Annotated in this window: 15 protein-coding genes and 1 pseudogene; 9 read left to right on the forward strand and 7 right to left on the reverse strand. The window is 69.8% G+C overall.

What is annotated here, in order from left to right; all coding sequences use genetic code 11:
• The first annotated feature begins 98 nt into the window (after nt 1-98).
• Together DJ82_RS01715 and hisG are read left to right on the forward strand one after the other, a co-directional pair.
• Nucleotides 99-506: a hypothetical protein gene (locus DJ82_RS01715; RefSeq protein ID WP_094522862.1), complete on the forward strand. Its 408-nt coding sequence runs from the start codon at nt 99-101 to the stop codon at nt 504-506.
• Nucleotides 507-1,000: 494 nt separating this feature from the next.
• Nucleotides 1,001-1,891 carry an ATP phosphoribosyltransferase gene (hisG, locus tag DJ82_RS01720; RefSeq protein WP_094522860.1) on the forward strand — a complete coding sequence of 297 codons (891 nt, stop codon included), beginning with the start codon at nt 1,001-1,003 and terminating at the stop codon, nt 1,889-1,891.
• Between the two features lie 49 nt (nt 1,892-1,940).
• Here the strand turns inward: hisG and DJ82_RS01725 are convergent, their stop codons facing one another.
• The 3 genes from DJ82_RS01725 to larB all read right to left on the reverse strand — a co-directional run bounded on the left by DJ82_RS01725 (nt 1,941) and on the right by larB (nt 3,394).
• Nucleotides 1,941-2,213, reverse strand: a complete 273-nt coding sequence (locus DJ82_RS01725; RefSeq protein ID WP_094522858.1) for a GIY-YIG nuclease family protein — start codon at nt 2,211-2,213, stop codon at nt 1,941-1,943.
• Between the two features lie 117 nt (nt 2,214-2,330).
• Nucleotides 2,331-2,483 (reverse strand): hypothetical protein, encoded by a 153-nt coding sequence (locus DJ82_RS14875; RefSeq protein WP_170938278.1) that lies wholly within the window; start codon nt 2,481-2,483, stop codon nt 2,331-2,333.
• Between the two features lie 125 nt (nt 2,484-2,608).
• Nucleotides 2,609-3,394, reverse strand: a complete 786-nt coding sequence (gene larB, locus DJ82_RS01730; RefSeq protein WP_094580914.1) for a nickel pincer cofactor biosynthesis protein LarB — start codon at nt 3,392-3,394, stop codon at nt 2,609-2,611.
• Nucleotides 3,395-3,582: 188 nt separating this feature from the next.
• On the opposite strand from larB, the gene DJ82_RS01735 reads away from it, so the two are divergent.
• Entirely contained in the window at nt 3,583-3,750 is a 168-nt protein-coding gene (locus tag DJ82_RS01735; protein ID WP_004047560.1) for a DUF1931 family protein, read from the forward strand.
• A gap of 94 nt (nt 3,751-3,844) precedes the next feature.
• Here DJ82_RS01735 and rpiA read toward each other — a convergent pair whose 3' ends face one another.
• The 3 genes and pseudogenes from rpiA to DJ82_RS01750 form a co-directional block, all read right to left on the reverse strand.
• Nucleotides 3,845-4,567 carry a ribose-5-phosphate isomerase RpiA gene (gene rpiA / locus DJ82_RS01740; RefSeq protein ID WP_094580915.1) on the reverse strand — a complete coding sequence of 241 codons (723 nt, stop codon included), beginning with the start codon at nt 4,565-4,567 and terminating at the stop codon, nt 3,845-3,847.
• Nucleotides 4,568-4,610: 43 nt separating this feature from the next.
• Nucleotides 4,611-5,738, reverse strand: a complete 1,128-nt coding sequence (locus tag DJ82_RS01745; RefSeq protein WP_094522852.1) for an ORC1-type DNA replication protein — start codon at nt 5,736-5,738, stop codon at nt 4,611-4,613.
• Nucleotides 5,739-5,906: 168 nt separating this feature from the next.
• Nucleotides 5,907-7,036: pseudogene (locus tag DJ82_RS01750) on the reverse strand (methyltransferase domain-containing protein).
• An 87-nt stretch (nt 7,037-7,123) separates the two neighbouring features.
• On the opposite strand from DJ82_RS01750, the gene DJ82_RS01755 reads away from it, so the two are divergent.
• Both DJ82_RS01755 and DJ82_RS01760 read left to right on the forward strand, forming a co-directional pair.
• Nucleotides 7,124-7,681: a TATA-box-binding protein gene (locus DJ82_RS01755; protein WP_094522848.1), complete on the forward strand. Its 558-nt coding sequence runs from the start codon at nt 7,124-7,126 to the stop codon at nt 7,679-7,681.
• Between the two features lie 72 nt (nt 7,682-7,753).
• Complete coding sequence (locus tag DJ82_RS01760; protein WP_094527294.1) at nt 7,754-8,113, forward strand: hypothetical protein; 360 nt, start codon at nt 7,754-7,756, stop codon at nt 8,111-8,113.
• A 104-nt stretch (nt 8,114-8,217) separates the two neighbouring features.
• On the opposite strand, the gene DJ82_RS01765 is transcribed toward DJ82_RS01760, so the two are convergent.
• A complete protein-coding gene (locus DJ82_RS01765; protein ID WP_094580916.1) occupies nt 8,218-10,443 on the reverse strand; it encodes an ATP-dependent DNA helicase in 2,226 nt (741 codons plus the stop codon).
• 201 nt (nt 10,444-10,644) lie between these two features.
• On the opposite strand from DJ82_RS01765, the gene DJ82_RS01770 reads away from it, so the two are divergent.
• The 4 genes from DJ82_RS01770 (at nt 10,645) to DJ82_RS01785 (ending at nt 15,169) form a co-directional block, all read left to right on the forward strand.
• A complete protein-coding gene (locus DJ82_RS01770; RefSeq protein ID WP_094522842.1) occupies nt 10,645-11,124 on the forward strand; it encodes a histidine kinase in 480 nt (159 codons plus the stop codon).
• Nucleotides 11,125-11,210: 86 nt separating this feature from the next.
• Nucleotides 11,211-11,711 (forward strand): ACT domain-containing protein, encoded by a 501-nt coding sequence (locus DJ82_RS01775; RefSeq protein WP_094527292.1) that lies wholly within the window; start codon nt 11,211-11,213, stop codon nt 11,709-11,711.
• Between the two features lie 202 nt (nt 11,712-11,913).
• On the forward strand, nt 11,914-12,945 hold the full coding sequence (radA, locus tag DJ82_RS01780; RefSeq protein WP_094522838.1) for a DNA repair and recombination protein RadA: 1,032 nt from the start codon (nt 11,914-11,916) through the stop codon (nt 12,943-12,945).
• Nucleotides 12,946-13,450: 505 nt separating this feature from the next.
• The gene (locus DJ82_RS01785; RefSeq protein WP_198947997.1) at nt 13,451-15,169 is read left to right on the forward strand and encodes an ammonium transporter; all 1,719 of its coding nucleotides are present in this window, start codon (nt 13,451-13,453) and stop codon (nt 15,167-15,169) included.
• The last annotated feature ends 5 nt before the right edge of the window (nt 15,170-15,174 follow it).

The raw sequence follows: 15,174 nt of genomic DNA on the forward strand, positions 1-15,174 counted from the left end.
GAGCGGCGCGGCTAGGTAAGTGACTGCGGCGAAATCGTCTCGCGCGGACGGTTCCGCTCCGGAGAAGACCCATTATCGATCGGGCTGAACACCAGATCGTGTCCCTCCCGTTCTCACCCGCCGTCGCGTTCGGCATGGCCCTCTTCCTGTTCGTTCTGTTGGCGACAGGCGTCTGGGTGAACTTCGACGCACACGCTCGCGGAAGCGATTATCCGACCGTCTGGGCCGTCTTCGCACCGCTCTCGGGGATCGTACTGGCGTACTACCTCCTCTGGTGGCGTCGCGGGCGGCCCCGCGAGCGGCCGCCGGGCCGAGTGGAGCGAGCCGCCGTTACCGTCGCCGTCGCCGGAATCGGCGGGATGATCGCCGGAAGCCTCGTGTCGCCGCCCGACCCGGCCGCGCAGCTGACCGTCTGGCCGATCGCGTTCGCCTGCTGTCTCCCCGTCGCGTATTGGGTGGTCAGACGGCGGTTTGGCGCGGCCGGAGGCGGGAATGCCGGTCGGTAGAGAGGATCGAGGTCTCCAAAGTCCCGGCCGCTCGGTTATAAACCGTTGGCTGCCGATCGACGGTGAACACCGCCAAAGCCCCAGCCGCGAGGACTCGCGCGCTTTGCTGCGCTCCTCACTCGCGTTGTTCGCTGCGGTGCTTGCTGCAGCGTGCTTCGTCCTCGCGACAGCGAGGCGCTTCGCGCCTCTGGCAGCCGGCGGCGAAGCCGCCGGCGACTGCCCCTTTGAGTCCCGCCCCCGCACGGCCACCGTACCTCACGCCTCCCCAGCCTCGTCACCGGCGCTACGCGCCGGTTGCAAGCGAGAGCTTTGCTCTCGCCCTGTCGCTGGCGCGTCCCACGCCAGCGACTCCCTCGCGCGCGCTGACTCACGGCCTGTCGGCCGCTCGTCGGCACGCGCCGCCGCCACGGTGTCTGATTAGTCGGCTGCGCATGGATCCCGTCCGCCGCTCACCGGACGAAAACGTTTCCCCGTCGCCCCGCGACGCTATCCGTATGCGCATCGCCGTCCCCAACAAGGGCCGCCTGCACGACCCGACGCTCTCGCTGTTGGAGCGCGCGGGGCTCCACGTCGAGGAGACCGCCGACCGCCAGCTGTACGCCGACACCGTCGACCCCGACGTGACGGTGCTGTTCGCGCGCGCGGCCGACATCCCCGAGTACGTCCGGGACGGCGCGGCCGACCTCGGGATCACGGGGCTCGATCAGGCGGCGGAGTCCGGCGGCGTGGCGGACGGCGCCGCGTCCGCGGCCGACGGCGACCTCGTCGACCTGCTCGATCTGGGGTACGGCTCCTGTAAGCTCGTCCTCGCGGCCCCGGAGGACGGCGCGGTCGAGACCGTCGGCGACCTCGCCGGCGGGACCGTCGCCACCGAGTTCCCGGCGGTCACCCACGACTACCTCGATCGGGTGGGCGTCGACGCCGACGTGGTCACCGTGACGGGCGCGACGGAGCTGACGCCCCACGTCGACATGGCCGACGCCATCGTCGACATCACCTCGACGGGGACGACGCTGAAGGTGAACCGCTTGGCCGTGATCGACGACGTGCTCGACTCCTCGGTGCGGCTGTTCGCGCGCCCCGACGTGGTCGACGACCCGAAGGTCGAACAGGTGTTGACCGCGTTCGAGTCCGTGCTCGCGGCCGACGGCCGGCGCTACCTGATGATGAACGCGCCGACGGAGCGGCTCGACGAGGTCAAAGACGTGATCCCCGGGCTCGGCGGCCCGACGGTGATGGACGTCGAGGCCGACGAGGACGGGAACGGGATGGTGGCGGTCCACGCCGTCGTCGAGGAGCGCGACGTGTTCGCGACGATCTCGGAGCTGAAGACTGTCGGCGCGAGCGGCATCCTGGTCACCGAAATCGAACGGCTCGTGGAGTAGCCGGGAGCCGACCGACACCGGCCGAGCCCCGCGGATCGGCCGGCGTGACTCAGTCGTTCTCCGCCCCGATCAGCGCCTCCTTCTGCGCGCGGGTGAGCGACTTGATCTCGTGTTCCCGCGACATCGCCGCCGACTTCGAGTCGAACGACTCAACGTGCCGTAAGGTCACGGGAGTCCGTCCCCTGGTGTACTTCGCGCCCTCTCCGGCGTCGTGCTCGGCAACGCGCCGCTCCACGTCGGTGGTGTAGCCGGTGTACAGCGTCCCGTCCGCGCACTCGATCACGTAGACGTGGTGCGGCGCGTCCTGACTCGGCGTCGACACGGCGCCCGGTCGGCGCGGGCGCGAGGAATACCTGCCGGTCTCGGCGCGGTCGGGGAAGCCGGACGCGCGGGCGGCGCGAACGCGGTCGGGTGCGGTGTCGCGGCGGGATCGACCGGGTCAGTCCCCAGTACGAGCGCGTTCTCGGGAGACTTCGGCGATCCCGGCGTTCGCGGAACAGTCCGGACAGGCGTTCAGGTCGCCGTACTCGTCCGCGAAGACGCGTGCGAAGCGGTCCGAGACGTGCGACCCGCAGTGGTCACAGAGTGGCATTCGGTACCGGTGATTGCCGGCGATAGATCGTAAGGTTTCGACGGACAAATACCCTTTCTCACCCCCGCCAGCTTCCGGAAATCTACATATAAAGCCCCGTCATGAGACGGGTGGGGAGCCGGCGGTCAGTCGCGCCGCGCCGCGTCGACCGCGCGCGCTATCAGCCCCGCCTGCGCCCCGGCGACGAAGCCGGCGTCGACGTTCACCGTCGTGAGCACCGAACAGGACTGGAGCGCACCGTGGAGCGCGGCGACGCCCTCGCCGCCGACGCCGTATCCCGTCGACACCGGGAGCGCGATCACCGGCGCCGCGACGAGTCCCGCGACGACCGTGGGGAGCGCCCCCTCGCGGCCCGCCGCGACCACGACGACGTCGGCCTCGCGGACCCGGTCGCGCTGGTCCAGGATCCGGTCGAGGTTCGCGACGCCGACGTCGTCCACGCGGTCGACGGTCGCGCCGATCTCGCCGGCGACCACCGCCGCCTCGCCCGCGGCCGCCGCGTCGGCGGTGCCCGCCGCGACGACCGAGAGCGTCGCGTCGAGCGCGGGCGGGTCGAAGTCGGCGGCGTGGACGACGACGGTCCCGGCCCGCTCGTCGTGGTCGACGGTGGGGTCGAGCGACGCCGCGGTCTCGAGATCGAGGTCCGCCATCGCCGTCCGGATCGCCGCCGCGTCCTCGACGTCGGCCCGGGTGACGAGCGCGCGGCCGGTCGTCTCGACCGCGGTCGCCGTCAGCGCCGCGACCTCCGCCGGCGTCTTCCCCTCCGCGAGGATCGCCTCGGGGATCCCTCGTCGGTGCTCGCGGGCGGCGTCGAACCGGCCGGCCGCCGTCGTCGCGTAGCCCGCGAGCCGCGATTCCGCCTCCGCGACGCCGATATCGCCGGCGTCGAGCGCCTTGAGCGTGTCGCGCATGCGTCCCCGTCAGGGGCCGAACGGGTCGAACCTATCGGTCCGCGGCGGGCGAGCGGCCCCGCTCGCCGAGCGGTCTCACAAAGCTTATAAGGAAGCATTCCGGCACCCCCTCGCGAACGGGCCGCAGGGCGCCCCTCGCGGTCGAATTCAGGAACTCTTATTAACTGTCGATGGATATCACCGATCGCATGGCAGACCTTATTGTCAAAGCGGCCGTCAAGGAAGCGCTGGACGACAAGAACGTCGCTTCGGACTTCTACGACGCGCTCGACGACGAAGTGGACGAGCTGCTCGAAGACGCCGCGCGCCGCGCCGAGGCCAACGACCGGAAGACGGTCCAGCCGCGCGACCTCTAAGGCGGACGCGACTCTCGACCCGATTTTTTGACCGCGCGCCGACCGCAGAGCGGCGGGACCGCCGCGCACGTCGGTAGCGACCGCGTCCCGGAGATCAGCGCGTGAGCACCCGAACCCCGGAGTCCGTTCCGACGTGGACCTCGTCGGCGAGGTCGACGAAGAGGCCGTGTTCGACGACGCCCGGCGTCGCGGAGAGGGTCGTCGCGAGCGCCGAGGGCTCCGCGATTTCGCCGAACGAACAGTCGAGCACGAGGTTCCCGTTGTCGGTGACGACCGGGCCGTCCTTCCCCTCCGCGCGGCGGAGGGTCGGCTCGCCGCCCGCCGCGCGGACCGCCTCGGCCACCGCGGATCGGCCGGCGGGAAGCACCTCTACCGGAACGGGGCGGTCGAGAGCCGCGGCCTCCTTCGACGGGTCGGCGACGACGAGGAAGCGGTCGGCCGCGGCGTCGACCAGCTTCTCGCGGGCGTGCGCGGCGCCGCCGCCCTTTATGAGCGGGCCCGCGGTCGGCCCGCCGTCGCCGACCGCGACCTGGTCCGCGCCGTCGATCGCGACGTCGATCCCGGGCGCGTCGGGCCCCGTCGCCTCGTCGAGGTCGAGCAGCGGGATCCCGCGGTCGGCGGCGAGTTCGCGGCTCGCGAACGAGGTCGGAACCCCGCGGACGTCCAGCCCGGCGTCGACTCGTTCGCCCAGTCTGCGGATCGCGTGGGCCGCGGTCGAGCCCGTTCCGAGGCCGACGACGTCGCCGTCGTCGACCGCCGCCGCCGCCGACTCGCCGGCGCGTCGCTTCGCCGCGTCGCTCCCGCCGCTCGTCTTCATACCACCGACTCGACGGGGAGAACCGAAAAGGCGTCGGCGTCGATCACTCCAGCCGGTCCAGCACCGCCTCCGCGTCGTAGGCCAGGGAGAGCTCGCGGGAGCGGCCGCGCCCCTCGACGTCGGCGTACTCGGCCTCGATCACGCCGAGCTGGTCGAGCTTGTTGATGATCTCGGAGTAACGGGTGTAGCCGAGGTCGGTCTCGTCGCGGAACGCCTCGTACACCGTCCCGGCGCGCTCGCCGTCGTTCTCCGCGAGGACGCGGACGAGGGCGCGCTCGGACTCCGAGAGCCCACGGAGCGACCGCGAGAGGTGGACGTGTTTCGACTTGTCGTACGCCGACTCGACGTCCTCGTCGGCGATCGTCTTCGAGGCGCGCATCTCGGCGTTCAGTCCGGCGCGGCGGAGCAGGTCGATCCCGACCCGGAGGTCGCCGCTCTCGGCGGTGAGGTCGGCGACGCGCTCCAGCTCGGCGTCGGCGATGACGCCGTCGTGGAAGCCGCGCTTCGCGCGCTCGAAGAGGATGTCGTAGATCTCGGTGGCGTCGTAGACGGGGAAGTACACCTCCTCCGGGCGGAACACCGACTGCACGCGGGTGTCGAGGTCGTCGATCACGTCGAGCCCGAGGTCCGAGGAGACGACGATGACGCCGATCTTCGCGCCCGAGTGCGCCTCGTGGGCGCGCAGAAGCGAGTAGAGGGTGTCCGACGCCTCGTTCTCGTAGAAGAGGTAGTTCACGTCGTCTAAGGCGACGACGAGCACGTCGTCCTCCTCGACGAGCCGGTCGGTGATCTGACCGAACAGCTTCTTGAAGGAGATCCCCGAGGAGGGCGGCTCGTAGTCGAATATCCCCTCGAACAGCCGCGAGAAGACGGCGTACCGCGTCGAGTCGACTTGGCAGTTGACGCGGACCGTCCGGACGTCGGTGCGGGCGCCGAGCTCGCCGAACAGCTTCTGGACCGCGGTCGTCTTGCCGGTGCCGGGCGGGCCGCGCACCATCGTGTTGAGGGGGCGAGAGCCGCGCACCGCGGGGCGGAGCGCGTACTTCAGGCTCTCCAGCTGGCTCTCGCGGTGGCGGAACGTCTCGGGGACGTGGTCGATCTCGAACACCGACTCGTCGCGGAACACCGACTCGTCCCACGAGAGCATGTCGCCGCCGGCGTCCCCGGTCATATGCACACCACGAGAGGCCGTCCACTTAACCGTTGCCCGGAGGGAGAGTGAAACTGAAACTTGTCGGCTGCGACGCTCAGCTGCCGAGTATCACCGACCGGTCGTTCACTCTCGGGACGGTGCGAACGCGGCGTTGTCGCGGCGATCACGGGCCGAGATCGGACGCGCTCACGCCCGATCGAGCACCAGCACGTGTCGGGTGAGCGACCGGTGGACGCGGCGCTCGAAGGCGGCGTCGACCGTCCAGCCCGCCGCGCGGGCCGACCCGCGCCAGTCCCGGTCGGCGACGACGACGGCGCGGGGCGCGACCCGGGCCGCCTCCGCGAGCGCGCCCGAGACGAGGTCGGCGAGGTCGTGGGTGGCGACCTTCGACTGGCGGCCGTACGGCGCGTCGAAGGCGACGCCGTCGACCGCGTCGTCGCGGATCGGGAGGGCCGTGGCGTCGCCGCGGGCGACGTCCCAGGTCTGGCTCTCAGGGGAGTCACCCACGTACTCGCGGAGGTTCTCCCGCGTCCCGCGGACCATCTTCCGCTGGGCGTCGCAGGCGACGACGTCGGCGCCGACGAGCCCGGCTTCGAGGGGGAGCCCGCCGGTGCCGCACATCGGGTCGAACAGGGTCCGGCCGGGCGCGGCGCCCGCGAGGTTGGCGTACGCGCGGGCGTCGGCCGGCGCCATGCTCCCCGGCTGGAAGAACGGGCGGTCGGTCGGTTTCGGGGCGAAGTCGCGGGCGGCCTCCGCGGCGACCCAGCCGAGCGCGCAGACGGACGCGTCGCCGCCGTCGGCGCCGGGGATCGCGTCGTGAGCGGCGCGCTCGCCCGCCGCGAACAGCGCGCGCAGGACGTGGTCGGGGTCGTCGAGGTCGACGTCGAAGCCGCGGTCGACGAGGACGCCGCCGAGGGCGCGCTCGGCGTCGCTCGTCGAGACGGTCGCCGTGTTCCGGACGTTCCGGGCCCGCACCGCGACCGTCCCCGAGCGGTCGAGCGGCGCCGCGTCGAGCGCGGCGACGGCGGCGGCGAGGTCGGCGTCCGTGCGGGCGACCGCCTCGTGGCGGCGCGGGTGTAGCGAGCCGGCGCACTCCGGCGCGATCGGCGCGGCAAAACCCTTTTTTTTCCGCGGCGCCCGGGGGGCGGTCGCCGCCGGCGCGTGGTCGTCGCCCGCGCGGTCGCTAATGGGTGAGTCCGACGCGCCGGGCGGGCGGGCGACCCCGGGCGCGAGCAGGCCTCCACGCCGGTCGCGCTGGTGGCGGCCTCGCGGGCGGCGAAGGCGTCCGTCTCCCCGGCGAGTTCGAGCCAGTACACGCCCCGGAGTCGGGGAGCCGCTCGCAAGAGGATAGCGGTTCCGACCACGCACCTTTTTAAATGAATCAACCGATCGTGTTAGTAGTAATGGCCGATCCGAAGGAGACGATCACGATAGAGAACGTCGTTGCCTCCACGGGGATCGGGCAGGAGCTCGATCTCCAGAGCGTCGCGATGGACCTGGAGGGCGCCGACTACGACCCCGAGCAGTTCCCCGGGCTCGTGTACCGCACCACGGACCCGAAATCGGCCGCTCTGATCTTCCGGTCCGGGAAGATCGTGTGCACGGGCGCGAACTCGATCGACGCCGTCCACGAGAGCCTCGCCATCGTGTTCGACGAGCTCCGCGCGCTCCAGATCCCGATCGAGGAACCCGAGATCACGGTCCAGAACATCGTCACGTCCGCCGACCTCGGCGAGAGCCTCAACCTCAACGCGATCGCGATCGGGCTCGGGCTCGAACACATCGAGTACGAGCCGGAGCAGTTCCCCGGGCTCGTCTACCGGCTGGACGAACCGGACGTCGTGGCGCTGTTGTTCGGCAGCGGGAAGCTCGTCGTCACGGGCGGGACGAGCCCGGACGACGCGGCGGCCGCCGTCGACGTGATCGTCGAGGAGCTGGACGGCCTCGGGCTGTTGGCGTAGGCGGGCGACGCCGCGCCGCTCGCGACGGACCGATCCCGCGACCACTTTTACCCGCCGTCCCGTAGGTCGGGTATGCTTCTTCAGACGGTGACGCCGATCACGGTGCTGGGGACGACCATCCTGTTCGCGCTGTTCCTCTCCGTGACCGCACACCTCGCCGCCCGGAACGTCCTCGGCGACGTCGACCCGCGCCGCGCCCTCTACGTCGGTCCGCTCCCCGCGGTGATCGGCGTCGTCGGTGGGGCGTTCGCCGTCTCCGAGGCGCTCCTCGTCCCGGCCGCGCTCCTCGTCGACGGCGCGATGTTCGCGTGGAGCTACGACCAGCCCCGGCGGGTCGTGGCCGGGATGACCGTGATCCACGCCGTGATCACGACGCTGCTGTCGATCGTGCTGTTCGGGATCACGGCGCTGCTCGCGACGATGCCGGGGTAGCCGACGTCCGGTGCGGATCCGGCACGGCCGCGGCCCCACAGCCTCACCCCCGGCTCGGCGGCGGCCCCACAGCCCATCCCCTGCTCGGCGGCGGCCCCACAGCGTCACGGCTCCGGTGGCGACCCGTCGTACGCGTCGTGGTCACCGTAGAAGTTGAGCATCGCGAACTTCAGCTTCTCGGGGTCGACGTCGAGCAGCTCCTCCCGCTCCTCCGGCGGGAACGCGCTCCGGACCGAGTACTTGCCCATGTCCGCCGTCGTGTACCGGCGGTCGGCGAGGATCCGGACGCCGAAGTCGTCGGGACCGCGGACCACGCGGCCGAGCGCCTGTCTGGTCTTGCGGATCGTCGGGATCTCGACGGCGTACGCCCAGCCGGGGTCGCGGGCGCGGTCGCGATCGGCGAACGCCCGGTCGTAGGCGTCCTGGACCGCCTCCATCCGGTCGGAGAGGTACGGGTAGGGAACGCCGACGACCACCACCGTTCGGGCGTCGTCGGCGTCGAAGCTCACTCCCTCCGCGAGCGTTCCCCACAGCGAGGTGAACAGCGCGGCGTCGTCGCTGTCGACGAACGTCCGGCGCAGGTCCTCCTCGTCCTGATCGGGCCCGTCGAGGTAGAGGGAGCCGAGGTCGGCGCCCGCGAATCCGGCTCCGGCCCCGACGTCGCCTCCGGCACCGGTCCCCGCCGAGCCGCCGAGCCGCTCGTAGTACCGTTCGGCCTCGGCGTACGAGGGGAAGAAGGCGAGCGTGTTGCCCGGAGTGAAACGGATCGCGTCGCGCAGCAGCGACGACACCGCCTCCTGGGTCTCCGGGTCGTTGCGCTCGGAGGCGAACCGCGGCGGGGCGTCGACCGCGAACGTCCGACGGTTCTCCTCCGGGTACCCCATCTCGTACGCGAGCGACACCGCGTCCTCCAGCCCGAGCACGTCCTCGGTGACATCGAAGGGGCGGAGCGTCGCGCTCATCAGCACCGAGGCGGCGACCTCGTCGAACAGCGCCTCGGTCACTCGACGGGGGATGCAGGTGTACAGCTCGGCGCGGCCGTACACCTCGTCGGTGGCGCCGTCGCGACGCACGGAGACGACCGGGTACTGACCGAGCTCGGTTCCCTCCTCCATCCACGTCGAGACGAACCGAGCGACCTGCAGGGTCTGACACTCGGTCCGGGTCGTCGTCTCGCCGTCCCGGTAGCGCCGCTCGTACTCCTCGTCTAACGCCTGCCCGAGCTGGACGGCGAGCTCCGTCTCCGTGTCGATCCCCTTCCCCTCGTAGTTCCGGAGGAACGCCAGCGTCAGGTCGTCGCGGCGGTCGTCGTTGGCGACGGAGAGGTCCTCCCAGTTCTCGCCGACCGACTCGCGCTCGCCGAACCCGAGCGCGTCGTCGTACGTCTCGACCACGGCGTCGCGGAACGCGCGGACGACGTTCTCGGCGGCCTCGGCGCGGACGTCGTCGCTGTCGGCGAGCTCCTCCAAGGCGGCGTCGAGGGTGGTCTCCGTGAGCGTGCGGGTGGCGTGGTCGCGGGCGGCGTCCTCGACGTTGTGCGCCTCGTCGAAGACGGTGATTATCTCCGACGGGTCGCGGTCGATCCACCGGAAGAACTGCTCGCGGATGTTCGGATCGAGCAGGTGGTGGTAGTTGCAGACGACCAGGTCCACTCCCTCCATTCCCTCCTTGAGCAGCTCGTAGCCGCAGAGCTCGCGCTCGTCCGCGTACGCGTACACGTCCTCTGGGGTGCGGACGTCGTCGAACAGCCACCCGAAGAACTCGTCGGTGTCCTCGACGAGGTTGTTCCGGTAGTGCGCGCAGACGTTCGCGGCCTCGTACTCGTCGATCGCCGTCTCCAGCTCGTCGAGCTCGTCCATGATCGCCTCGCGGGCCTCGGCCGCGCCGGCGTCGCCCTCGCGGCTCTCGGCGAGCAGCTCGCGCTGGCGGGTCTCCAGCTCGCGGACTTCGCTCTCCGTTTCGACCAGCTCGCGGGTGGTGTCGCGGAGGGTCTGACACTCCTGGTAGTCGACGTCGATGTGACACATCGACGACTTCCCCTTGAACACGACCGCGCGGATGGGCTCTTCGCCGGTGATCGCGCGGGCGTCCTCGACGAACTGCCGCATCTGCTGGTGGACGTTAGTCGTGATCACGACCGTGCGGTCGTGCTCGCGGGCGTGCTCTAAGGCGGGCACGAGCGCGGAGAGGGTCTTGCCCGTTCCGGGCGCCCCCTCGAACAGCACGTCCTGTCCCCGGTCCAGCGCGTTGGCGATCCTGTCCATCGCCTCGCGCTGGTTCGGATACGGCTCCTCGTACGGGAAGAACCGCAGATGCGGCGACTCTGACACGGGCCGAGGTTCGTCGCCATCGGCTAAAAGGGGTGGGGTGCCGCGGCGGAAGTGGTCGAGGGACGATCGGCGTCGCTGACGGGGTATCGGAGTATTAATTTACTAACGAAAACCTAACGAACATATAAGTTTGGGTCGAGTGTACGGCGAACGCATTTTACCAGCACGTATTACCGGTTCTTTCGCGAGGTAGGAGACGACATGGCGACTGAAACCGCGACAGCGACGAGCGAAGTATCGACCGAGGCCGGTAACTGGAAGGCGGGCGTGGCGAGCGGGCTCGTCGGCAGCGTCGTCTTCGGACTCGTGATGACGTACGTGATCCCCGCGCCGCTGTTGGAGGTCGTGATCCCGTCGATGTACGGGCTCGCGCCGCCGGCGGCGCCGTTCCTCGGCTGGGTGGTCCACATGTCCCACGGTGCGGTCATCGGCGTCGGCTTCGCCGCGCTCGTCGGGGTGCGGCCCTCGATCGGCGAGAGCACCGGAGCGTCGCTCGGCGCCGGCGCGGCGTACGGGCTCGCGGTCTGGGTCGCGCTCGCCGTGCTGGTGATGCCGGTCTGGCTCTCCGCGGTCGGTTCCCCGGCAAATCCCCCGCTTCCCAACGTCAGCGCGCTGAGCGCGATCGGTCACCTCGTGTACGGCGTCGCGCTCGGCGGCGCGTACGCCGGGCTGGTCGACTGAGGCCGGTCGTCGCTCCCGCGACGCGAGCCGACGGGCGCGACGCACCGTCATTTATACCGGCGCGCCGCGACCGCCCGTAGTAACGAATGTTCGACGAGATCCTCGAGAAGTTCGAGGGGTCACCGAGCCAGCAGGCGGTCATCCGGCTGTTCTTAGAGCGCGGTTTCTCCGTCAACGAGGAGGGCCGCGTCGTCTCGGGCGGAATCGAGATCCCGTACACCGGGATCGCGCGCGAGCTCGACGTCGACCGGCGGGTGGTCGACTCGACGACCGACGCCATCCTGGACGACCCCGAACTGAAGCGCATCTTCACCAACATCTCCTCGGTGCCGAGCCTGATGGACCTGGCGCCGGTCCTCGACCTCACGGTCCTCACCATCGAGGTCGCCGCCGCCGACGAGGCCGGGATCGTCGCCGAGGTGACCGGCATCCTCGCCGAGCACGACATCTCGATCCGGCAGGTGCTGAGCGAGGACCCCGAGTTCACCGACGACCCGAAGCTGTACGTGATCACCGACGCGGAGCTGCCCGGCGAGCTGCTCGTCGATATCCGCGAGCTCGGGTACGTCCGACGCGTGGGCTTCTGACCGGCCGGCGGCGCGTCGCCGACCGGACCGGCGTTGCGGGTGCGAAACGACAAGTTTCGCCCGCCGGGAAACCGGACTCGTTTCGGCGCGGACGCTTATATGTACGGAGCCGGACTCATTCCGGAGCGCGCCCGGCCGTCTTTTCACTTTCACTCAGGTGTAAACCAGTCTTTATACGGGATGGCGAACAAGAGTCGTGTACATGCCAGAAGACGAACTCGAGGACCTCCCCGGAGTCGGCCCAGCGACCGCGGACAAGCTCGTCGAGAACGGGTTCGAGAGCTACCAGTCGATCGCCGTCGCCAGCCCCGGCGAGATGTCGAACACCGCGGACATCGGCGAGTCGTCCGCCAGCGACATCATCAACGCCGCCCGCGACGCCGCCGACGTCGGCGGCTTCGAGACGGGCGCGACCGTGCTCGAACGCCGCGAGGAGATCGGGAAGCTCTCCTGGCAGATCGACGAGGTGGACGAACTGCTCGGGGGCGGCATCGAGACGCAGTCGATCACCGAGGTGTACGGCGAGTTCGGGTCCGGGAAGTCGCAGGTGACCCACCAGATGGCCGTCAACGTCCAGCTCCCGCCCGAGCACGGCGGCCTCAGCGGCGGCTGTATCTTCGTCGACTCCGAGGACACGTTCCGGCCGGAGCGGATCGACGACATGGTCCGCGGACTTGACGACGAGATCCTCGCCGACGAGATGGAGCGGCGCGAGATCGAGGGCACGCCGAGCGACGAGGAGGCGATGGAGGAGCTGATCGGGGCGTTCCTCGACCAGATCCACGTCGCCAAGGCGTTCAACTCCAACCACCAGATCCTGCTCGCGGAGAAGGCCAAGGAGCTCGCCGGGGAACACGAGGAGAGCGAGTGGCCCATCCGGATCGTCTGTGTGGACTCGCTGACCGCCCACTTCCGCGCCGAGTACGTCGGCCGAGGCGAACTCGCCGACCGCCAGCAGAAGCTCAACAAGCACCTCCACGACCTGATGCGGATCGGCGACCTGTTCAACACCGCCATCCTCGTCACCAACCAGGTCGCGTCGAATCCAGACTCTTACTTCGGTGACCCGACGCAGGCGATCGGCGGCAACATCCTCGGTCACGCCTCCACGTTCCGGATGTACCTCCGCAAGTCGAAGGGCGACAAGCGGATCGTCCGCCTCGTCGACGCGCCGAACCTCGCCGACGGCGAGGCCGTGATGCGCGTGCAGGGCGAGGGGCTGAAGCCGGAATAGCGGAACCCGATCCCGGTCCGGCGCCGTCTGTACCCGATTCGAACGCGAACGTGCGGCCCTGCTCCCGGATCCGGAATTCGAATGCGGATCCGGTTGACAAACGTAAACTTCCTTTCGGAACGCCCGAACTGCTCGAAATCGGGGGTCTGACACCCCCACGACGGTAACGGCGGAGATCCCGCGTGGCAAAAATCGCCAGAAGCGGCCGCGCCCGGCGCCACGCACCCCGATATCGCCCGATCCGTCGCTTATTGCCAATAATTTTACAAAACGTCCGTCCGATTCGATCGCAAGGATTGCAATAGATCCGCCGAGAATATAACCTTATACACCATGTATCCGTCCTTATATCTGACATCCGCCGTATTATCAAAGCGGTTTTTTGTGAAACCCAACTCAAACGTTTATATATCCCTGTTACTCCATGCCAGAACGTGATTCAGCACATGAACACGGACGAAACGCGCAGTTCGAAGGACGTATGTTCAGTTGAGGTGGTCGAATCGTGACGACCAGCGTACTCGCGACGATCGATCCGAGCACGTTCGCGTCCGCGATGAACGGGACGTGGATCCTCATGGTGACGTTCCTGATTTTCTTCATGCACGCGGGCTTCGCCATGCTCGAGGCCGGGCAGGTTCGCTCGAAGAACGTCGCCAACCAGCTGACGAAGAACCTCCTGACGTGGAGCGTCGGAGTGGCGGTGTTCTTCCTGATCGGGACCGCGTTCACGAGCGTCATGAGCGGCTCCGGCGGCCCGGTCTCCGCCGCGGGGACGCTGTTCTCCGGGGGCGAGCTCGCCGTCGAGTCCGGCGCGGTCGGACCGTACGTCAACTGGCTCTACGGCGCGGTGTTCGCCATGACCGCCGCGACGATCGTGTCCGGCGCGGTCGCCGGTCGCGCGAAGCTCCGCGCGTACGTCACGTACACGTTCCTGCTGGCCGCGGTCATCTACCCAATGGTCATCGCGTTCACCTGGTCGGCGTCGGGCGACGGGCTCGTCGCGCAGCTGACCGGTGTCGCGTTCCACGACTTCGCCGGCGGCATGATCGTCCACGGCATGGGCGGTATCGCGGGTCTCACCGCCGCCGCCGTGCTCGGTCCGCGGATGGACCGCTACGCCAAGGACGGCTCGACGAACGTCATCCCCGGCCACTCGCTGACGTTCGCCGTGCTCGGGACGCTCATCCTCGCGTTCGGCTGGTACGGCTTCAACGTCGGGACGGCCTCCGTGGTCAGCGGCGGCGTGTTCAACACGCTGACCGTCAACCTCGTCGCGATGGGCACGACGATCGCGATGGCGGCCGGCGGAATCGGCGCCGCCCTCGTCGTGTGGCTCCGCACCGGGAAGGTCGACACGCTGTACGTCGCCAACGGCCTGCTGGCCGGGCTCGTCGGCATCACCGCCATCCCCGACACCACGGCGTGGTGGGGCGCGCTGGTCGTCGGTCTCCTGGCGGGCGGACAGCTCCCACTCGTCTTCGAGTTCGTCTCGGACACGCTCAAGATCGACGACGTCTGCGCGGTGTTCCCGGTCCACGGCAGCGCCGGCGTGCTCGGGACCCTGCTGTTCCCGTTCGTCGCCGCGCCCGGCGCCCTCAGCGCCGGCGTCGGCGCCCACTTCGTCGCCCAGCTGACCGGCGTCGTCATCATCGGCGGCTGGACGCTCACCGCGACCGCGGCCGTCTGGTACGCCCTCAAGCTGAGCGGCGAGGCCCGCGTCACGCCCGAACACGAACAGGAGGGGCTCGACATCTCCGAGCACGGCGTCGAGACCTACCCCGAGTTCGGTGGCGACCGCGTCGCGACCAACGGCGGCCCCGCCGTGGTCGACACCACGGACGACTCCCCGCGCGCCGACGGCGGCGAGGAGGCGGGCTCCCAGATCAAGATGGTCACCGCGGTCGTCCGCCCGGACAAGCTCGGGGCCATCAAGCAGTCGCTCGCGGAGGTCAACGCGCCCTCGCTCACCGTGACGAACGTCTCCGGCCGCGGCAGCCAGCCCGCCAAGAAGGGCCAGTGGCGCGGCGAGGAGTTCACGGTCGACCTCCACCAGAAGGTGAAGGTCGAGGTCGTCGTCGCCGACATCCCGGCCGACGAGGTCGCGGACGCGATCGCGGACGCCGCGAAGACCGGCGAGCCCGGCGACGGGAAGGTGTTCATCATGCCGGTCGAGGACGCGCTGCAGGTCCGCACCGGCGCGACCGGCCCGGAGGCGGTGTAGTCTGG

This window comes from Halorubrum sp. Ib24, assembly GCF_002252745.1.
Taxonomy (GTDB): domain Archaea; phylum Halobacteriota; class Halobacteria; order Halobacteriales; family Haloferacaceae; genus Halorubrum.

Coding starts and splice junctions, on each gene's coding strand:
- DJ82_RS01770 (WP_094522842.1), top strand. CDS start 10,645: ATGGCGACTGAAACCGCGACAGCGACGAGCGAAGTATCGACCGAGGCC.
- hisG (WP_094522860.1), top strand. CDS start 1,001: ATGCGCATCGCCGTCCCCAACAAGGGCCGCCTGCACGACCCGACGCTC.
- DJ82_RS14875 (WP_170938278.1), bottom strand. CDS start 2,483: ATGCCACTCTGTGACCACTGCGGGTCGCACGTCTCGGACCGCTTCGCA.
- rpiA (WP_094580915.1), bottom strand. CDS start 4,567: ATGAAGACGAGCGGCGGGAGCGACGCGGCGAAGCGACGCGCCGGCGAG.
- DJ82_RS01755 (WP_094522848.1), top strand. CDS start 7,124: ATGGCCGATCCGAAGGAGACGATCACGATAGAGAACGTCGTTGCCTCC.
- DJ82_RS01745 (WP_094522852.1), bottom strand. CDS start 5,738: ATGACCGGGGACGCCGGCGGCGACATGCTCTCGTGGGACGAGTCGGTG.
- DJ82_RS01760 (WP_094527294.1), top strand. CDS start 7,754: ATGCTTCTTCAGACGGTGACGCCGATCACGGTGCTGGGGACGACCATC.
- DJ82_RS01735 (WP_004047560.1), top strand. CDS start 3,583: ATGGCAGACCTTATTGTCAAAGCGGCCGTCAAGGAAGCGCTGGACGAC.
- DJ82_RS01775 (WP_094527292.1), top strand. CDS start 11,211: ATGTTCGACGAGATCCTCGAGAAGTTCGAGGGGTCACCGAGCCAGCAG.
- larB (WP_094580914.1), bottom strand. CDS start 3,394: ATGCGCGACACGCTCAAGGCGCTCGACGCCGGCGATATCGGCGTCGCG.
- radA (WP_094522838.1), top strand. CDS start 11,914: ATGCCAGAAGACGAACTCGAGGACCTCCCCGGAGTCGGCCCAGCGACC.